General features: G+C 63.9%; 18 protein-coding genes. 9 read left to right on the top strand and 9 right to left on the bottom strand.

Translation table 11 applies throughout. The features are described 5' to 3' along the window. Positions 1–4: 4 nt before the first annotated feature. Positions 5–1,198, bottom strand: a complete 1,194-nt coding sequence (locus J2Y68_RS13015) for an MFS transporter (RefSeq protein WP_309994030.1) — start codon at positions 1,196–1,198, stop codon at positions 5–7. A 111-nt stretch (positions 1,199–1,309) separates the two neighbouring features. On the opposite strand from J2Y68_RS13015, the gene J2Y68_RS13010 reads away from it, so the two are divergent. From J2Y68_RS13010 to purM, 7 genes are all read left to right on the top strand, one after another. Beyond that, positions 1,310–1,771, top strand: a complete 462-nt coding sequence (locus tag J2Y68_RS13010; RefSeq protein ID WP_309994028.1) for a winged helix-turn-helix transcriptional regulator — start codon at positions 1,310–1,312, stop codon at positions 1,769–1,771. A 79-nt stretch (positions 1,772–1,850) separates the two neighbouring features. Further along, on the top strand, positions 1,851–2,681 hold the full coding sequence (locus J2Y68_RS13005) for a phosphatase PAP2 family protein (RefSeq protein ID WP_309994026.1): 831 nt from the start codon (positions 1,851–1,853) through the stop codon (positions 2,679–2,681). A 154-nt stretch (positions 2,682–2,835) separates the two neighbouring features. Further along, positions 2,836–3,345 carry a 2-oxo-4-hydroxy-4-carboxy-5-ureidoimidazoline decarboxylase gene (gene uraD, locus J2Y68_RS13000; RefSeq protein WP_309994025.1) on the top strand — a complete coding sequence of 170 codons (510 nt, stop codon included), beginning with the start codon at positions 2,836–2,838 and terminating at the stop codon, positions 3,343–3,345. Beyond that, on the top strand, positions 3,342–3,683 hold the full coding sequence (gene uraH, locus J2Y68_RS12995; protein ID WP_017199951.1) for a hydroxyisourate hydrolase: 342 nt from the start codon (positions 3,342–3,344) through the stop codon (positions 3,681–3,683). The genes uraD and uraH overlap by 4 nt, the downstream gene beginning before the upstream one ends. Before the next feature lie 91 nt (positions 3,684–3,774). After that, positions 3,775–4,107: a hypothetical protein gene (locus J2Y68_RS12990; RefSeq protein WP_309994023.1), complete on the top strand. Its 333-nt coding sequence runs from the start codon at positions 3,775–3,777 to the stop codon at positions 4,105–4,107. A 135-nt stretch (positions 4,108–4,242) separates the two neighbouring features. Continuing rightward, positions 4,243–5,874 carry an amidophosphoribosyltransferase gene (gene purF / locus J2Y68_RS12985; RefSeq protein ID WP_235517716.1) on the top strand — a complete coding sequence of 544 codons (1,632 nt, stop codon included), beginning with the start codon at positions 4,243–4,245 and terminating at the stop codon, positions 5,872–5,874. Further along, positions 5,871–7,019, top strand: a complete 1,149-nt coding sequence (gene purM, locus J2Y68_RS12980; protein WP_309994022.1) for a phosphoribosylformylglycinamidine cyclo-ligase — start codon at positions 5,871–5,873, stop codon at positions 7,017–7,019. The genes purF and purM overlap by 4 nt, the downstream gene beginning before the upstream one ends. Positions 7,020–7,103: 84 nt before the next feature. Here the strand turns inward: purM and J2Y68_RS12975 are convergent, their stop codons facing one another. The 3 genes from J2Y68_RS12975 to J2Y68_RS12965 form a co-directional block, all read right to left on the bottom strand. Next, positions 7,104–7,886, bottom strand: a complete 783-nt coding sequence (locus tag J2Y68_RS12975; protein ID WP_309994020.1) for a VOC family protein — start codon at positions 7,884–7,886, stop codon at positions 7,104–7,106. Next, on the bottom strand, positions 7,883–8,665 hold the full coding sequence (locus J2Y68_RS12970; RefSeq protein ID WP_309994018.1) for a VOC family protein: 783 nt from the start codon (positions 8,663–8,665) through the stop codon (positions 7,883–7,885). The genes J2Y68_RS12975 and J2Y68_RS12970 overlap by 4 nt, the downstream gene beginning before the upstream one ends. A 185-nt stretch (positions 8,666–8,850) precedes the next feature. Then, positions 8,851–9,075 (bottom strand): DUF3073 domain-containing protein, encoded by a 225-nt coding sequence (locus tag J2Y68_RS12965; RefSeq protein ID WP_024818182.1) that lies wholly within the window; start codon positions 9,073–9,075, stop codon positions 8,851–8,853. A 243-nt stretch (positions 9,076–9,318) separates the two neighbouring features. On the opposite strand from J2Y68_RS12965, the gene J2Y68_RS12960 reads away from it, so the two are divergent. After that, positions 9,319–10,113 (top strand): septum formation family protein, encoded by a 795-nt coding sequence (locus J2Y68_RS12960; protein WP_309994016.1) that lies wholly within the window; start codon positions 9,319–9,321, stop codon positions 10,111–10,113. A 12-nt stretch (positions 10,114–10,125) separates the two neighbouring features. Here J2Y68_RS12960 and clpB read toward each other — a convergent pair whose 3' ends face one another. After that, positions 10,126–12,786 (bottom strand): ATP-dependent chaperone ClpB, encoded by a 2,661-nt coding sequence (clpB, locus tag J2Y68_RS12955; RefSeq protein WP_284987593.1) that lies wholly within the window; start codon positions 12,784–12,786, stop codon positions 10,126–10,128. 147 nt (positions 12,787–12,933) lie between these two features. Here clpB and J2Y68_RS12950 point away from each other — a divergent pair, with 147 nt between their 5' ends. Further along, positions 12,934–13,551, top strand: a complete 618-nt coding sequence (locus J2Y68_RS12950) for an MSMEG_1061 family FMN-dependent PPOX-type flavoprotein (protein WP_309994014.1) — start codon at positions 12,934–12,936, stop codon at positions 13,549–13,551. 4 nt (positions 13,552–13,555) lie between these two features. Here J2Y68_RS12950 and J2Y68_RS12945 read toward each other — a convergent pair whose 3' ends face one another. From J2Y68_RS12945 to J2Y68_RS12930, 4 genes are read right to left on the bottom strand one after another with little or no spacing between them, the layout of a single operon-like run. Next, entirely contained in the window at positions 13,556–14,629 is a 1,074-nt protein-coding gene (locus tag J2Y68_RS12945) for a sulfate/molybdate ABC transporter ATP-binding protein (protein WP_309994012.1), read from the bottom strand. Continuing rightward, entirely contained in the window at positions 14,626–15,438 is an 813-nt protein-coding gene (locus J2Y68_RS12940; RefSeq protein WP_309994010.1) for an ABC transporter permease, read from the bottom strand. The genes J2Y68_RS12945 and J2Y68_RS12940 overlap by 4 nt, the downstream gene beginning before the upstream one ends. 29 nt (positions 15,439–15,467) lie before the next feature. Then, positions 15,468–16,271: a molybdate ABC transporter substrate-binding protein gene (gene modA, locus J2Y68_RS12935; RefSeq protein ID WP_309994009.1), complete on the bottom strand. Its 804-nt coding sequence runs from the start codon at positions 16,269–16,271 to the stop codon at positions 15,468–15,470. Then, the gene (locus J2Y68_RS12930; RefSeq protein ID WP_309994008.1) at positions 16,268–16,678 is read right to left on the bottom strand and encodes a TOBE domain-containing protein; all 411 of its coding nucleotides are present in this window, start codon (positions 16,676–16,678) and stop codon (positions 16,268–16,270) included. The genes modA and J2Y68_RS12930 overlap by 4 nt, the downstream gene beginning before the upstream one ends. Positions 16,679–16,806: the final 128 nt, after the last annotated feature.

The following is a 16,806-nucleotide window of genomic DNA, read 5'->3' as shown; positions in this document are numbered from 1 at the left end:
GTGGTCATTCTGCCCCAGCGTGGTGGGAGGCGCGAACCGCACCTGCCGTGGAGCCGGAATTGGCCGATCGGAGCTGGTCGGCACCCCAAATGGCCAGCGCTCCGAACGCGAACGCCGCCCCCAGCATGCTGGCACCGGCCCAGCCCCACGCGGCGTAAACGGGCGCCACCGTCGCGGCCCCAGCGGCGCTGCCCACGGAGTAGAACACCATGTAGCTGCCGATGATGCTGCTGGCCGACTCCTCGGCCCCCGCAACAATCAGCGTTTGGCTGCTGACGTGGATGGCCTGCACGGCGGCGTCGAGCACGACGATTCCGACGACGAACCACTGCAGCGACGACTCTCCCAACCACAACGCGATCCACGAGCCAAGCAGTGCGATTAAGCCCGCACCGGTGACGCGTTGGCCCCAACCCCGGTCTGCCGCTGCTCCGGCCTTTGACGCGGCCAGTATCCCCGCCAGGCCGGCCAGCCCAAAGAGTCCAATGACGCCGGGCGGCAGGTCCCAGCCGGGGCCACCCAGCAGCAGTGACATCCCGCTCCACAGCACGCCGAAGGACGCGAAAAGAAGCATGGTGATCAGGGCCCGGGTCCGAAAAACGGGATTGCTGCGGGTGAGGACCACAACCGACTGGACTGCCTGCCGGTAGCTGACGCCGCCTCGATCCGGCCGGTCCTGGGGCAACGCCCTGAAAAGGGCTGCGGAGAGGATCACCGCAACCGAAGCCGCCAGGATATAGACCGACCTCCAGCCCCACGCATCCGTCAAGCCACCCGCTACGGTCCGCGCAAGGATAATGCCACTCACGACGCCGGCAGTTACGGTACCGATGTTGCGCCCCCTTTGGTCCGGGCTACTGGATGCGGCGGTGAACGCCACGATGGTCTGCACCACGGACGAGGCACCTCCCAGGAGAACGAATCCAAGGAGCAAGAGGGTGGGCGATGACGCAAAGGTGACTGTGCATGCTCCCACGGCACTGGCCCCGACTTGAAGGGCCATCAGCTTTCGGCGATCGGTTACGTCTCCCAGTGGAACCAAAAGAACCAGCCCCACTAAGTACCCGGCTTGGGCTGAGGCCACAATCCAGCCGATGCCTGCCACCGGTATCCCGACGTCCGAGCCAATGACTTCGAGGAGCGGCTGCCCGTAGTAGAGGTTGGACACCATGAACCCGGCAGCGACTGCGAGCAGCAAGAGTAATCCAGGGCTTAGGCCCTGTGCAGATTTTGTGGCGTTGCCCATGGGGCTTACCTCTTTCGCTTGGTTTCGATATGCAACCAAACGAGCGTATGGCAGAATGGTTTCATGTTGCAACCAACCGATGTGGACTGGACAGATCCCGAGTGCCCTGTCGCCAGGACGACCGACCTTGTTGGCGACAAATGGACCCTGCTGATCATCAGGGATTCGCTGGATGGCAAACGTCGCTTCTCCGAGTTTGAGAAGTCCCTGGGCGTCGCGAAGAACATCCTTTCGGACCGGCTTCGACTCCTGGTTGACAGAGGCATCCTGACGCGGATCCCCAACCCCCGCGGCACGCGGAGCGAGTATGAGCTCACTGATGCGGGGCGCGACCTCTTCACGCTGATCCTGAGCCTTCGGCAATGGGGCGAACGCAACGCTTTCGGTCCCGACGAAAGGCACTCAGTCCTCATCGACACGTCGACCGGACAGCCAGTCCCGCAGCTTCACCCCTTCGGATCCGGCGGAAAGGAACTCGACCCCCAAGAAGCCCAGGTGGTCAAGGTGGGCCAGCAGCTTCCCTGAACGCATCCCCAGGATCGCCCAAGGTGAAAATGCTAAGGTTGCTCACCAATGCGGAGGCCGCCACGGATAGGGGACAAGAGTGACGACTGAAGGGCAGAAGCAGCCAGAAGCCGGCGTCCAGGGCGAAGTAAGCCAGGACCGCTTCGTTGCGGGCCAGGATCTGACGCGCTGGAAATCCCCGATCGGGCGCACCTTGGCCAGGGGCGCCGAGTGGATCACCAGGCTCCTCGGCCCCTATGCAGCGCTCATCATCACGCTGGGGCTGGGACTTGCTGTTGCATTGTCGCTGGCGTTGGCTTTCGGCGAAGTTTACGAGTCCGTCACGGAAGCTGACGGCGTTGCGGGCCTGGACCATCCCGTACTTGATGCAGCCAAGACGGTCCGATCCCCTGCTTTGGATGTTGCGATCACCGCGTACACAAATATCGGCGGCACCGTGGGCATGCCCATCATTGCCGTGGTGATCATGATTTTCCTGGCCTCGCGAAGGAAGTCCTGGACACCGGTCATCCTGATGCTTGCCGCCGGGCTCGGCTCACTGCTCATCACCGTCCTCGGTAAGCCACTCTTTGGCCGCACCCGGCCGGACCTTGCCGACGCCATCCCGCCCTACGAGCACTCGCCCTCCTTTCCCAGCGGACACTCCCTGAACTCACTGGTGATCGCGGGCATCGTGGCGTACCTGGTCATCCTGAGGCTCAAGACCCTGCGCGCGCGGGTGATCACCGTGGCGGTGGCGGCAGCATTTGCCATCACCATGGGCCTGAGCCGCGTCTACCTCGGCCACCACTGGCTGACCGACGTCCTGGCAGCCTGGGCTATTGGCATCTCGTGGTTGGCGCTGGTCATCACGGCCCATCGCCTCTATCTGACTGTGCGTACGAGGCGTCACGCCGCGGTAGTCTCTTGACACCGAGCCGATCTCTCCGCTTAACTAAATTACGTATGCTGAAATAACAGTTCCATGATGCGGAAGCAGAAGTACAGTGCTTCCTCCTGCTGACAAGCAGGGGTTCCGCATAGCCCACACCATGGATGCCAGCATTTGCCTGAGGATGACAAGCATGGAGCTTGCAGTATTCAACAGCCTTGACCGGGACGAGGCCATCAAGACCCTGACGCCTTGCCTGGATATCAGCCGCTGGGTTGAAACAACCGTCGACGCCCGCCCCTTCGCAAGCGTGGAGGAGTTGCTGGCCCACGCCAACAAAGCCGCCGAACCCTTCACCCCAGCCGAAGTGGAGTCCGCCATGGCTCACCACCCCCGGATCGGCGAACGCCCCAAGGCGCAAACCACCGAGGCTGCCATGTCGCGTTCGGAGCAGGCCGGAGTGGACCCCGGCGACAACCAAACAACAGCAGCCCTGGCCGAAGGAAACCGCGCCTACGAGGAGAAATTCGGCAGGGTTTTCCTGATCCGTGCCGCCGGCCGCAGCGCCGAGGAAATCCTCAACACGTTGCAGGAACGCCTCACCCACACCCCCGAAGAAGAAGACACAATAGTGGCTGGCCAGCTGCGGGAGATCGCACTGCTGCGCCTCTCCGGACTGGTCAGCGAAGGAGTCAACGCATGAGCGTTTCGCAGGTTACAACGCATATCCTCGACACCGGTTCCGGCCGCCCGGCGGCAGGTGTCGCCGTCGTACTTTACGTCCGCGAGGGTGACGACTGGACCCTGGTGGCGAAGGGCGAAACGGACGCCGACGGCCGTATCAAGACCCTCGGCCCCGAGCGGATCCCCGGCGGAGCCTACCGGCTGAACTTCGCCACGGGCGCCTACTACGAAGGCCTCGGCACCGAGACGTTCTTCCCGGAAGTGGACTTAAACTTCACGGTCTCCGACGCCGGCGAGCACTATCACGTACCCCTGCTGCTGAGCCCCTTCGCGTTCTCGACGTACCGCGGCAGCTAACCCACCCCGCCGAGTTGACAGTTAATGCCAATGTTCACCAAGAACATTGGCATTAACTGTCGTATCGGCGGGAAACGGTAGGCTTTAACGCATGGCTTCAGAGGACACCACCCCCAACTCCGCCCGCCGCGAAATCACTGTTCGCCGGGCACCCAAGTTCGTACCCTTCATGATTCTGGGCGCGGTGGTGGGCGCAATCGTGGCCGCGATCATCGCCTACGGCCGCCCGGCCGACCCCGCCTTCGACGCCAGCACAGTCTTTGGTTTCTTCCTGATCGTCTGCGCCGGCGGCGGCGTCATCCTGTTCTCGATCCTCGCCCTGGTCCTGGACCGCATCAGCGTCAAGCGTTCACAGCGCGCCGTGGTGGAAGCCGTTCCGGATTCGGTCCCGGATGAAGGCCCAGAGCACGACGACGTCCGCTAGGCCAGGCGTTAAGACCCACCTTTCGCGGGGGAGGCACTGTGAGACGTGTCGCATTTTGCCCGTATCGGCGCTGTTCGCGGGGTCACATAGGCTGCGGGGGGACCTACCACGGCCACAACATGAGACAATCGACCAGTGGCACGTGGCGACGGAAAACTTTCTCATGATCTTCTCCCTGGCGAAAAAGGCCCCCAGGACGCTTGTGGCGTCTTCGGGGTTTGGGCTCCCGGTGAAGAAGTAGCAAAACTCACCTATTACGGGCTGTATGCGCTGCAGCACCGCGGACAAGAATCGGCTGGTATCGCTACCAGTGACGGCAAGCGCATCAATGTCTATAAAGACATGGGCCTTGTGTCCCAGGTCTTCGACGAGACAACCCTTAACACCCTGACCGGACATTTGGCCGTTGGCCACTGCCGGTACTCGACCACCGGTGCAAGCCACTGGGCCAACGCGCAGCCAACCCTGGGTGCGACCGCAACCGGCACGGTTGCTCTGGCCCACAACGGCAACCTGACCAACACCGCTGAACTCCGGGAAATGATCCTTGAGCGCAACGATGGCCAGCTGACCGGTGAGATGAAGCAGGGCAACACCTCTGACACCGCCCTGGTGACCGCACTCCTTGAGGGTGAAGAGGGCAAGACCCTGGAGCAGACCGCACTGGAGCTGCTGCCCAAGATCAAGGGTGGCTTCTGCTTCGTCTTCATGGACGAGGGAACCCTCTACGCAGCCCGCGACACGTACGGCATCCGCCCGCTGTGCCTGGGCCGCCTGGACCGTGGCTGGGTGGTCGCTTCCGAGCAGGCCGGCCTTGCCACCGTTGGTGCGAGCTTCATCCGCGAGATCGAACCCGGCGAATTCATTGCCATCGACGAGGACGGCGTACGTTCGCAGCGCTTCGCTGAGGCGACCCCCGCCGGCTGCGTCTTCGAATACGTCTACCTCGCCCGCCCGGACGCTGCCATTGCCGGCCGCTCCGTGTACGAGGCCCGCGTGGAGATGGGCCGCCAACTGGCCCGCGAAAACACGCACGAGGCGGATCTGGTCATCCCCGTTCCGGAATCGGGTACCCCTGCGGCTGTTGGTTACGCCGAACAGTCGGGCATCCCGTTCGCCCACGGCTTCGTCAAGAACGCCTACGTTGGCCGTACCTTTATCCAGCCCTCGCAGACCCTGCGCCAGCTGGGTATCCGCCTGAAGCTCAACGCCTTGGAATCGGTGATCCGTGGCAAGCGCATTGTGGTGGTGGATGACTCGATCGTCCGCGGCAACACGCAGCGCGCAATCGTCCGGATGCTCCGCGAAGCCGGCGCTGCAGCGGTGCACGTGAAGATCTCCTCCCCGCCGGTTCAGTGGCCCTGCTTCTATGGCATCGATTTCGCGTCCCGCGCGGAGCTGATCGCCAACGGCGCAACCATCGAGGAGATTTCGCAGGCCATCGGCGCTGACTCGCTGGCATACATCTCCGAGGATGGCATGATCGGCGCCACCCAGCAGCCGCGCGAACGCCTGTGCACGGCCTGCTTTACGGGCAAGTACCCGATTGAGCTGCCACATGCGGACAAGCTGGGCAAGAACCTGCTGGAGCGCACGGACCTGGGCGGTCTGGAACCGGCCGCTGAGTCCGAGTCCGTGGACGACTCCGAGGACCCGGCCGAGAAGCCCGGTGCCACAGGCTGCGATCCGGGACCCGACGCCGAATTCGAAAACCTCCTTACCGACGCTGATCGTTTGACCGACGCCGACAAGAAAGAGTCTGTATGACCTCCGCAACCCCCGCCGCTGAAAACAACGCCGGCATCACCTACGCTTCAGCCGGTGTCGACGTCGAAGCGGGAGACCGCGCCGTCGAACTCATGAAGGATGCCGTCAAGGCGACCCACAACAATTCGGTGATTGGCGGCGTCGGCGGTTTCGCTGGCCTGTATGACGTCTCGAAGCTGCTGACCTACAAGAAGCCGCTGCTCGCCACGTCCACTGACGGCGTGGGCACGAAGGTTGCCATCGCCCAGGCCATGGACATCCACGACACCATCGGTTTCGACCTGGTGGGCATGGTTGTGGACGACATCGTGGTGGTTGGTGCTGAGCCGCTGTACATGACCGACTACATCGCCTGCGGCAAGGTTGTCCCGGAGCGCATCGCCGACATCGTGCGCGGTATCGCGGCTGCGTGTTCTGTAGCCGGCACCGCCCTTGTGGGCGGCGAAACCGCTGAGCACCCTGGCCTCCTGGGTGAGCACGAGTACGACGTTGCCGGTGCCGCTACCGGTGTTGTCGAAGCCGATGCCCTGCTTGGCCCGGACCGCGTCCGCGCCGGCGACGTCGTGATCGGCATGGCATCCTCCGGACTCCACTCCAACGGCTACTCCCTGGTCCGTCGCGTCATCAACCACGCTGGTTGGGCCTTGGACCGCCAGGTTTCCGAGCTCGGCCGCACGCTGGGCGAAGAGCTCCTGGAGCCGACCCGTGTCTACGCAGCCGACTGCCTGGACCTTGCACGTACCTTCCCCCTCACTGGTGGTGGCGCAGTTCACGGCTTCAGCCACGTGACCGGTGGTGGCTTGGCCGCCAACCTGGCGCGCGTCCTCCCGCAGGGCCTCGTGGCCACGGTTGACCGCAACACCTGGGAACTGCCTGCCATTTTCAAGCTGGTTTCCGAGCTCGGCAACGTTCCCCTGGCCGACCTGGAGCGCACCCTGAACCTCGGCGTGGGCATGATCGCCATTGTGTCCCCCGAAGTTGCCGACGCTGCTGTTGCCCGCCTCAACGACCGCGGACTGCCGTCGTGGGTCATGGGTACGGTCTCCGCTGACTCGGATTCGATCGACAAGACCGGCCCGGATTACGTCCAGGGTGCCAAGGGTGTCGACGGCGGCGCTGTCCGTTTGGTGAACGCGTACGCCTAAGCGGCCTCCTGTCGTTTTCCCCGCTTCCCCAACTAGGGGACAGATAAGGTCGCTATGAGCGTTCATAGCGACCTTATCTGTCCCCTAGTTGGGTGACACCACCTGGATCAGGCTCAGCACGCCGCTCTGGGGGTCCCGGATGGTGGCCAGTGAGCCAGGCTCGGTGTTGTCCTCAGGCTCCACCAGCACCTCTCCCCCGGCGGCTACCGCAGCGTCGACAGCCCGGCGCACGTCCGCGACACCGAAATAGACCTGCCAGCCAGGATCGTCGCCCTCGTCGGCGGGAACAATGCCGGCCACCTCGTCACCGTTGACCATCAGCGTGCTGTAGCTGCCGCCGTCGTCCTGGGGGTATTCGGTGACCTCATGCCCGAAAAGCTGCTGGAAGAACCCGACGGCGGCCTGCGGCTCAGGCGTCAACAGCTCGGCCCAGGCCAACGCGCCGGGCTCATTGAAGAGGTGGCTGCCAATGTGGGTACCGGCCTGCCAGACACCAGTGGTTCCGCCGCCAGGGGGTTCAATGAACGCCAACACCCCTGTATCCGCGACGTGCTCCGGTCCGAACTGGAGCTTCCCGCCGGCATGAACGGCGTCCTCCCCGATTTCCTCCGTGTCCGTGGCTGCGATGTAGATGTTCCACTGACCGTGTGTCCCGGCGGACTCCTGGAGGGGGTTCTGCGGGGCGATGACTGCCACGAGGTGCTCCCCAGCGAAGGCCTGGGAGTAGCTCCGGCCGTCCGGAGTCGGCAGGTCCTTATAGCTCCACCCGAAAATATGCTGGTAGAACTCCTTTGCCGCCGCCACGTCCCTGGTTTGCAGGTCGGCCCAGCACGGCTCGCCGTTGGCGTAGTGCTTCCGGACGGTCACGCTGCCACCCCCGTCATGATGCTGAACGCTGCCCCTGCAGGGTCCATGAGCACTGCCATGCGTCCTATGCCCGGCACGTCGAACGCTGGGGCGATCACATGGCTACCCAGTTCCACCGCCCGGTCCACTCCGGCGTCCACGTTCGCCACGGCGAAGTAGGTCATCCAGAAGGGCGAAAGACCCTCGATGGGCAGGGTGAGGGCGCCGGCGATTCGTTTTCCGTCCACCAGCAGGCTGGTGTACTCCTGCAGGTCACCCGCGGGCTCGGTCCGGCTGTCGCACCCGGTCACGGCCTCGTAGAACGCCACCGCCTTCGGGACGTTGTTGGTTTGGAGTTCGTTCCAGATCATGGTGCCGGGCTCGTTCACAAGACCCGATCCAGCATGGTTTTTGGCCTCCCAAAAACCGATCTGGGCTCCTGTGGGGTCTGTGGCGAAAAACATGCGGCCGCTGCCGTTGGGGACCGATTCGGGCTGCGAAAGCAACGATCCTCCGGCGGCTTCCACGCTCCGGGCGGTGGCGTCAGCAGAATCCACGGCGAGGTAATTCGCCCAGTAGGACGGCATCCCCGGTGGCGCGTCCAGGGATTGCTGCATCAGGCCTGCAACGAATCGGCCTTTAAGCTTCGCCATGTAGTACGTCATGCCGTTCCCGGCATCCCGGGCCTCCAGCTCCCAGCCGAAAAGGTCGCGGTAGAACTTGGTGGACACGTCGATGTCATTGGAGGACAGGTCCACCCAACACGGTGTCCCCTGCTTGTAGCTATCGACCTCCGGCATGGTTCTCCCTTTCGATGCACCCGACCTCAAGACTACGCAGAAAAGGGCCCCCAGGGTACGCCAATGAACGGCGCGCCCTGAGGGGCCCTTATCAAAAGATTTACGGCATCCGAAGATGCGCGATGACCTTGATGTACGACGGCGGTCCGCAACTCAGTGCCAGGGGCACCTGTTGGTCACGACAGCTATCCGATACGGCGGGTGTCTACCTCGTCGTCATCGTCTTCCGCGTACTTGTCCTCATAGGCCGAATAGTCCGGCTCGGGGGGATCTTCGGGGAAGTGGCTCTTTACACGACTGGACGGACCCGTGAGCTCCCGCTCAAGTGCCGAATAGTCAGTGTTCGGGGAGTAGTACTTAATGTCCCGAGCCTGCTTGGTAGCTTTTGCCTTTTGACGGCCGCGCCCCATGGCGTGACCCCCTTTTGTACTTGGACCGGAGGTGGTCACCTTGGCTATCGGTGAGGCCCCGGAATGTTTGGTCAATTTGTCGTATGTCTAGATTACATGCTTTCGGAGGTGCCTGCGTGCCAACACAACGCGGCGGCACAGCCAACCACAAGCAAAACCAAGGCTGGACACCTCCAACAAGGGCGAAAATTCGGTAGAGTCTGCCTCAATGCGACCCCAGAGCAGGAAGGCACTCACCGGAATATGAGCCAGGACAACACCCCACCACGTGACGGTTCACCACGCGAACAGGGCGAGGACGCGGTGGAACCGAATGCGCCGGGCCAGGAACCTCCCGCTGCACCGTGGGCCCCGCCTTCCGGTCTGCAGCCCGACCCTGCACCCGAAATGGATCCCGACTTCGTACCCAATCCCGGCGAACAGCCGGACCCCGCGGCCCCGCCGACGGACGGCCAGGCACCGAGCTACCCCAGTGCGTATCCGGGGCAGCAACCGAATGGGTCCGAAGAGTGGCAGCCCGAGCAGCACGGTGATCCGGTCAAGCGGCAGCGGCTGGTCATTGGCGGGATCGTCGTAGGCGTCCTGGTGCTCATCGGCGTGGTGATCTGGGTGCTGCTCAACCTGCTTGGCACCCGCCCGGAAGCGGCAACCACCAGCCCCAGTGCCACAGCAACACCCGGCCCTCTCCCCCGTGATGCCGAGGCCAAGGATTTCCAAGTGGGAGACTGCTTTGCCGACTTCGACCCCAATGCTTCCAAAGCGCGGGCCGTGGCGTGTGATACCGAGCACTCGGCCCAACTCGGCGCTGTTTTCACTTACGCCGGAGACGAGTCGTTCCCCGGAACCAATGCGTTGCGTGACAAGGGCCGCGAAGTGTGCCGGACAGTGAAGCTCAACAAGGCGGCCGACAACTACGTGCTGCTTCAGCAGAACGTCTACCCAAGCACCACCAGCTGGGATCGTGGCGACCGCCGCGTTGATTGCTTCATCGTTGTGGATTCCGGCAACACCATCAAGGAAGACCTCCTCGAAAAGTAGCTGCCGGGTCCCCTACTTCCTGCGGACCGTCAGGCCGGCACCCACCGGCATTCCGCCGTCGGGCCCTGTCAGCGCCTCAAAGCCCTCAATGGTGAGTTCGTCCAGGTCCGCGGCAGTGTCCACCAGCACGGTGTCACCATCGCTGATCTCCCCTGCAAGGATCTCCTTGGCGAGCCGGTCGCCGATCTCGCGCTGGACAAGCCTGCGGAGCGGGCGTGCGCCGTACGCGGGGTCGTAGCCGGACATAGCCAACCACGCACGCGCGCCGTCGGTGACTTCCAGGCTCAGGCGGCGATCGCGAAGGCGGTTGCCCAGCTCTGCCACATGCAGTTCAACAATCCGGGCCAGTTCCTCAACGGACAGCGGATCGAACAGGACGATTTCATCCAGGCGGTTCAGGAACTCAGGCTTGAAGGATGCCTGCACCACGGCCATGACCGCTTCCCGTTTGGCCCTTGCGTCCAGTGACTGGTCCACCAGGAACTGGCTTCCGGAGTTGGACGTCAGCACCAGGATGGTGTTGCGGAAGTCCACGGTGCGGCCCTGGCCGTCGGTGAGGCGACCGTCGTCGAGCACCTGCAGAAGGATGTCGAAGACCTCGGGGTGGGCCTTCTCCACTTCGTCCAGCAGCACCACCGAGTAGGGGCGGCGGCGAACAGCCTCGGTCAGCTGGCCGCCTTCCTCGTAGCCCACGTATCCCGGAGGGGCACCCACCAGCCGCGCTACAGCATGCTTCTCGCTGTACTCGGACATGTCGATCCGGATCATGGCGCGCTCATCATCAAAGAGGAAGTCTGCCAGCGCTTTGGCCAGCTCCGTCTTACCGACGCCCGTGGGGCCCAGGAACAGGAACGAACCCGTGGGCCGGTTGGGATCGCTAATGCCTGCGCGGGCCCGGCGGACGGCGTCAGACACGGCCTGCACAGCCTTGCTTTGGCCGATCAGGCGCTTCCCGAGTTCCTCTTCCATGTGGAGGAGCTTCTGCGATTCCCCTTGGAGCATGCGCCCCGCCGGGATGCCCGTCCACGCGGAGATGACCTCGGCGATGTCGTCCGCGGTCACCTCCTCGGCCACCATGAGTTCCGGCTTGTTGTCGGCACTGGTGCGGGCTTCTTCTTCGGCCGCGGCACTCAGCTCCCGTTCCAGGGCGGGCAGCTCTCCGTAGAGAATGCGCGACGCCGATTCCAGGTCGCCTTCGCGCTGCGACTTGTCCGCGGCGGAACGCAACTCGTCGATCTTGGCTTTGAGGTCACCAACGCGATTCAGGCCCGCTTTCTCGGCCTCCCAGCGAGCATTGAGGGCGCTGAGCTCCTCTTTCTTATCGGCCATGTCGGCACGCAGCGCAGCCAACCGCTCCACCGAGGCCGGGTCGGTCTCCTTCTGGAGCGCCAGTTCCTCCATGGTCAAACGGTCGACGGCGCGGCGGAGCTGGTCGATCTCTTCCGGCGCGGAATCGATCTCCATGCGGAGCCGGGACGCGGCCTCGTCCACAAGGTCGATTGCCTTGTCCGGCAGCTGCCTGCCAGAGATGTAACGGTTGGACAGGGTGGCCGCAGCCACGAGTGCGGAGTCGGCAATGGCTACCTTGTGGTGCGCCTCGTAGCGTTCCTTCAAGCCACGAAGAATGCCGATGGTGTCCTCGACACTGGGCTCACCGACGTAGACCTGCTGGAAGCGGCGTTCCAAGGCCGGGTCCTTTTCGATGTTCTCGCGATACTCATCCAGGGTGGTGGCACCAATCAGGCGCAGTTCCCCACGGGCAAGCATGGGCTTGAGCATGTTGCCGGCGTCCATGGCACTCTCGCCGGTAGCCCCGGCACCTACGACTGTGTGGATTTCGTCGATGAACGTGACGATCTGGCCGTTGGAGTTCTTGATTTCCTCAAGGACAGCCTTCAGCCGCTCCTCGAACTCGCCACGGTACTTGGCCCCGGCCACCATGGAAGCGAGGTCCAGTGCGATCAGGGTCTTACCGCGCAGGCTTTCCGGGACGTCACCGGCCACCATGCGTTGGGCCAGGCCCTCCACGACCGCCGTCTTACCGACACCGGGCTCGCCGATCAGCACCGGGTTGTTCTTGGTGCGGCGGCTCAGGACCTGGATGACGCGGCGAATCTCGCTGTCGCGCCCAATGACCGGATCCAGCTTGCCGGACCGGGCCACTGCCGTGAGGTCGGTACCGAACTTCTCCAAGGCCTGGAACGTGTTTTCTGGGTCCGGCGAGTTGACGTTCCTATCGCCACGGACACCCGGCAAGGCGGCAAGCAGCGCCTCATGGGAGGCACCGGCGTCGCGCAGTAATTTCCCGACGGCGTCACTTCCGGCCGAGAGCCCCAGCAGCAAGTGCTCGGTTGAGACAAAGGAGTCACCGAGTTTGTCGGCCTCGCCTTGGGCGGCCTGGATGGCCTGCATGGACTGGCGGGAGAGTTGCGCCTGCTGGACCGAACTGCCCGAGGACGACGGCAGCGCCTTGATGGCAGAGCTTGCCTGGACGCTGACGGCATCCGGGTCCGCACCCGTGGCACGCAGGAGCGCCACCGCGACGCCTTCGCGCTGGTCCATCAGTGCTTTGAGCAAGTGTGCGGGCTCGAGCTGCGGATTACCCGCGGTTGAGGCGTTCATGGCGGCCGCAGAAAGGGCCTCCTGGCTTTTGGTAGTGAATTTGACGTCCAAAGAGTGCACCCTTTCTGGTGAGACCGATTCTTTCAAGTTGAGTGTACTACGCTCAACTTTGAAATATGGGGCCTTGTGTTCCATGTTTGCCCACGGCGAAACCAGTGTCCAGAGCCTTCGGGTTGGGGAGGCGCTTAGGCTGGGGGCATGGACACTATCTCCAGCGCGGAGGAACTCGAAGAACTCATTGGACGCCCCTTGGATCGCGTACGGAAGAAGGTGCGGCGCCAGCTCAGCGCTTTCGACCGGCAATGGCTCGCCGCGAGCCCCTTCTGCGTGATCTCCACTACCGATGCCCAGGGCCGCGTGGATGCCTCACCCAAGGGTGACCCCGCCGGCTTCATCCACGTCCTGGACGACAACACCATCGCCATCCCCGAACGACCGGGCAACAAGCTCGCCTTCGGCTTCCACAACATCCTGGAGAACCCCAACGTCGGCATCCTTTCTGTCGTCCCGGGGCGCACCGACACCTTGCGGATCAACGGGACCGCGCGCATCGTCAGCGACGCAGACTTCTTTGAACACATGGTGGTCAAGGGGCACCGCCCACGGGCCGCCGTCGTGGTGACCGTGGAGGAAGTGTTCACGCACTGCGGCAAGGCGTTCATGCGCAGCGGACTCTGGCAGCCCGAAACCTGGGAGAGCGGCGATTTGCCGAGCATTGCCGTGCTCGCGAAGACCTACACCCAGCCCGAAGCCCCGCTGGAGGAACTGGAGTCCTACTACGGACCGTCCTACGCCGACGGAATGTACCGGGACTGACCCGTCACGCCGGGTAAACCGACACCAGCGCGGACTTGACCACGAACCGCACGTCCATTCCTGGCACAAGGCCGAGGTCTGCCGACGCCGCGGGCGTGATATCGGCGGACAAGGCTTGGGCTAACGCGCCCGCGCTGGCCCGGACGCGGATCTGGTCTCCGTGCCGCTCAAGGTCCGTGACGGTGACGGGGAACGCGTTGCGCGGACTCCCGTGGACGTCGCCCAAAAAGACAGAAACGCTCGATGGCGGGAAGGCCGCCACACCAGCTTGGCCGGGCAAAGGTGACCAGTCGGGATCGTGCTGGCCGGCGAAAACCTGGCCATCCGGCGTCGTAATTCCGTCCTTGGCGATGGTCCCGGAGATGAGGTTCAGGCCCGCGAGTCCGGCGGCAAACTGGCTTCTGGGGCGTTCCAGGACTTGGCGCGTGGGTCCTTGTTCGGCGATGCGGCCCTTTTCAACGACGATTACGCGATGGGCCAGCATGTAGGCGTCCAGGACATCGTGCGTGACGATGATGGCCTTCCGATCCTTCAGCACCCGCTTGAGCACGCGGCGGAGTAACGGTGCCGCGTGGATGTCCAGCGCCGCCATGGGTTCGTCGAGGAGGAGGAGCTCGGGCTCGGCAGCCAACGCACGGGCCACGGCGATCCGCTGCGCCTGCCCGCCGGACAGTTGGGCGGGTTTTCGATGGGCAAGCGGCAGGGCGTCCACCTCCGTCAGCCAATGTTGGGCCGCTTCCCGAGCAGCCGCTTTGGATGCTCCGGCACTGCGGGGACCGAAAGCCACGTTGTCCAGCGCGTTCAGGTGCGGGAAAAGCAGCGCCTCCTGGGCCAGCAACGCAGTCCCGCGCTGGTGCGGTGGGCTCCAATGGTGGGAGCCGCCGTCGAGGTTGAACAGTTCTTTATCGCCGATCCGTGCGGCCCCGGAGTCCGGGCGCAGCAGCCCCGCGATCACTCCCAACAGAGTGGACTTGCCCGCCCCGTTAGGACCAAGGATGGCCACTGTTTCGCCATCGCGGAGGCTCAGGGACATGTCGAAATTTCTGGCGCCGAGACTGGCCTGCAGCTCGAAGCTCATGGCTGGACCGCCACAGGTGCACTGCTCCGGCGGGCACCATAGCTGAGCCCCACCACCGTAACTGCCACCGCCACCAGGACCAAGGACAGCGCGACGGCGGCATCGGCGTCGGATTCCCGTTGCAGGTAGATTTCCAGCGGTAGCGTCCGGGTGACCCCTTCAAGGCTCCCAGCGAAGGTCAGCGTGGCCCCAAACTCACCCAGGCTCCGCGCGAACGACAATACAGCCCCGGATGCCAGCCCTGGCAGGACCAGGGGAAGGGTGACCCTCCGGAGAACCGTGGTGGGCCGGGCACCGAGCGTCGCAGCAACGGCTTCAAACCTGTTTCCGGCCGATCGCAGGGCACCCTCCAAACTGACCACCAGGAACGGCAAGGCCACGAACGTCTGAGCCAGAACCACTGCGGTAGTGGAAAACGCGATCTGGATACCGGCCACTTCCAGCGACTTCCCCAGGAGGCCCTGCCGCCCGAACGTGTACAGCAGCGCTATGCCTCCGACGACGGGTGGCAGCACCAGCGGCAACAGCACGAATGAGCGGAGGAGCCTCTGTCCGGGGAACTCGCCGCGGGCCAGCACCAACGCCAACGGGACACCCAGCACGGCGCAAAGGACGGTGCTGGCCGCCGAGGTTCGCAAGCTCAACCCCAGCGCGGCCAGCGACGAATCGGACGTGATGAGCGGGATGAACTGTGGCCAGTTCACTTTGGCCACCATGGCGACCAACGGAAGGACCACCAGCAGTCCGCCCACGGCTGCGACGGCATAGATCCAGCGTGGAATGCCTTGGTAGCCGGTGGCGGTCTTCATGGTCTCCTCAAAGTGGTGCGGCTCGGTGCTTAGGGCGCGCCGAATCCGGCGTTACCCAGTACCTTCTTACCCGCCTCGCTGGTCACCGAGCCGATAAATGCCGCGGCCAGTTCCTTGTTCTGGCTGGAGTTTACCGTGGCTATGGGATAGGTATTGACCGCCTTGTCCGACTCCGGGAAGGCGATGCCCTTGACCTTGTCTCCGGCGCCCTTGACGTCCGTGACGTAGACCAGCCCCGCATCGGCCTCGCCCGAGGTGACTTTGCCCAGGACATCGGTCACCGATGACTCTTCGCTGACCGGGCTCAGCGAGATTCCCGTGGCCTTCTCCACGGTGTCCGTCGCCGCGCCGCAGGGAACCTGGCTGGCACACGTCACAACCTTTACGCCGGGCTTGGCGAGGTCCGCAAATGAAGAGATCGACGCCGGGTTGCTGGGCGGGACGGCGATCTCCAGGACATTGGTTGCGAAGTTCGTTGCGGTACCGTCCAGCAGCTTGGCGTCGGAAAGCTTGGTCATGTTCTTGGTATCGGCCGAGGCGAACACGTCCGCTGGCGCCCCTTGGGTGATCTGGGTGACCAGGTCCGAGGAACCGGCGAAGCTCAGCGTCACCTTGGTGCCGGGGTTCTGGGCTTCGAAGTCCTTGGCCAGCTGGGTGAAGGTGGACTTGAGGGAAGCCGCAGCGAAGACGGTCACTGTTCCGCTCAGCTGGGACGTGTTGCTGTTGCTCGATGGTGCGGCTGCGGGGGCGGTAGTGCCGCAGGCTGTCAGGGCGCTGGCCAATCCCACAGCGACAGCCGCGGCCACAATGCCCTTCTTCATGTGTGCCCTCATATGATGCTCTTTCCCTGCGGAGTTTCGATAATGACGGTGGTGGCCTTAACGACGGCGGTAGCCACGGATCCGAGTTCCAGCCCGAGCTCCCGGACGGCCTCGCTGCTCATGAGCGACACAACCCGGAAGGGACCGCATTGAAGCTCGACCTGGGCCATGACCTTGTCGGTGGTAATCCCCGTAACCAAGCCGACGAAGCGGTTCCGCGCTGAACTTCCATTGCCGGCGCGGTCGTCCGGGAGATGGGACTGGTCCCTTGCAAGCGTGGCCAGCTCAAGCCCATCCACTGCCAAACGGCCTCCCCCGTCTTTCTGCGGCGTCAGCGTCCCGTTCTCGGTCCAACGCCTCACGGTGTCGTCACTGACGCCGAGGAAACGGGCAGCTTCGGAAATTCGTATTTGCGGCATGAAATGAGTCTAGTTCCGCATGTACGGTTTCCAAGCCTTGATTGTTCCGCAAACGAAATATGACACGTCACCGCGCCCACCCCCGAGGGCGGCAGTCCGCCGTCGAACCCTAGCCCGTCGGCGGTCCC

Origin of the sequence: Paenarthrobacter nitroguajacolicus, assembly GCF_031455195.1 — a bacterium.
Lineage (GTDB): Bacteria > Actinomycetota > Actinomycetes > Actinomycetales > Micrococcaceae > Arthrobacter > Arthrobacter nitroguajacolicus_D.
This window is presented reverse-complemented; position numbering and strand designations above follow the sequence as displayed.

Coding starts and splice junctions, on each gene's coding strand:
- J2Y68_RS13010 (WP_309994028.1), top strand. CDS start 1,310: ATGTTGCAACCAACCGATGTGGACTGGACAGATCCCGAGTGCCCTGTC.
- uraD (WP_309994025.1), top strand. CDS start 2,836: ATGGAGCTTGCAGTATTCAACAGCCTTGACCGGGACGAGGCCATCAAG.
- uraH (WP_017199951.1), top strand. CDS start 3,342: ATGAGCGTTTCGCAGGTTACAACGCATATCCTCGACACCGGTTCCGGC.
- J2Y68_RS12990 (WP_309994023.1), top strand. CDS start 3,775: ATGGCTTCAGAGGACACCACCCCCAACTCCGCCCGCCGCGAAATCACT.
- purM (WP_309994022.1), top strand. CDS start 5,871: ATGACCTCCGCAACCCCCGCCGCTGAAAACAACGCCGGCATCACCTAC.
- J2Y68_RS12970 (WP_309994018.1), bottom strand. CDS start 8,665: ATGCCGGAGGTCGATAGCTACAAGCAGGGGACACCGTGTTGGGTGGAC.
- J2Y68_RS12965 (WP_024818182.1), bottom strand. CDS start 9,075: ATGGGGCGCGGCCGTCAAAAGGCAAAAGCTACCAAGCAGGCTCGGGAC.
- J2Y68_RS12960 (WP_309994016.1), top strand. CDS start 9,319: ATGAGCCAGGACAACACCCCACCACGTGACGGTTCACCACGCGAACAG.
- J2Y68_RS12950 (WP_309994014.1), top strand. CDS start 12,934: ATGGACACTATCTCCAGCGCGGAGGAACTCGAAGAACTCATTGGACGC.
- J2Y68_RS12945 (WP_309994012.1), bottom strand. CDS start 14,629: ATGAGCTTCGAGCTGCAGGCCAGTCTCGGCGCCAGAAATTTCGACATG.
- J2Y68_RS12940 (WP_309994010.1), bottom strand. CDS start 15,438: ATGAAGACCGCCACCGGCTACCAAGGCATTCCACGCTGGATCTATGCC.
- modA (WP_309994009.1), bottom strand. CDS start 16,271: ATGAGGGCACACATGAAGAAGGGCATTGTGGCCGCGGCTGTCGCTGTG.
- J2Y68_RS12930 (WP_309994008.1), bottom strand. CDS start 16,678: ATGCCGCAAATACGAATTTCCGAAGCTGCCCGTTTCCTCGGCGTCAGT.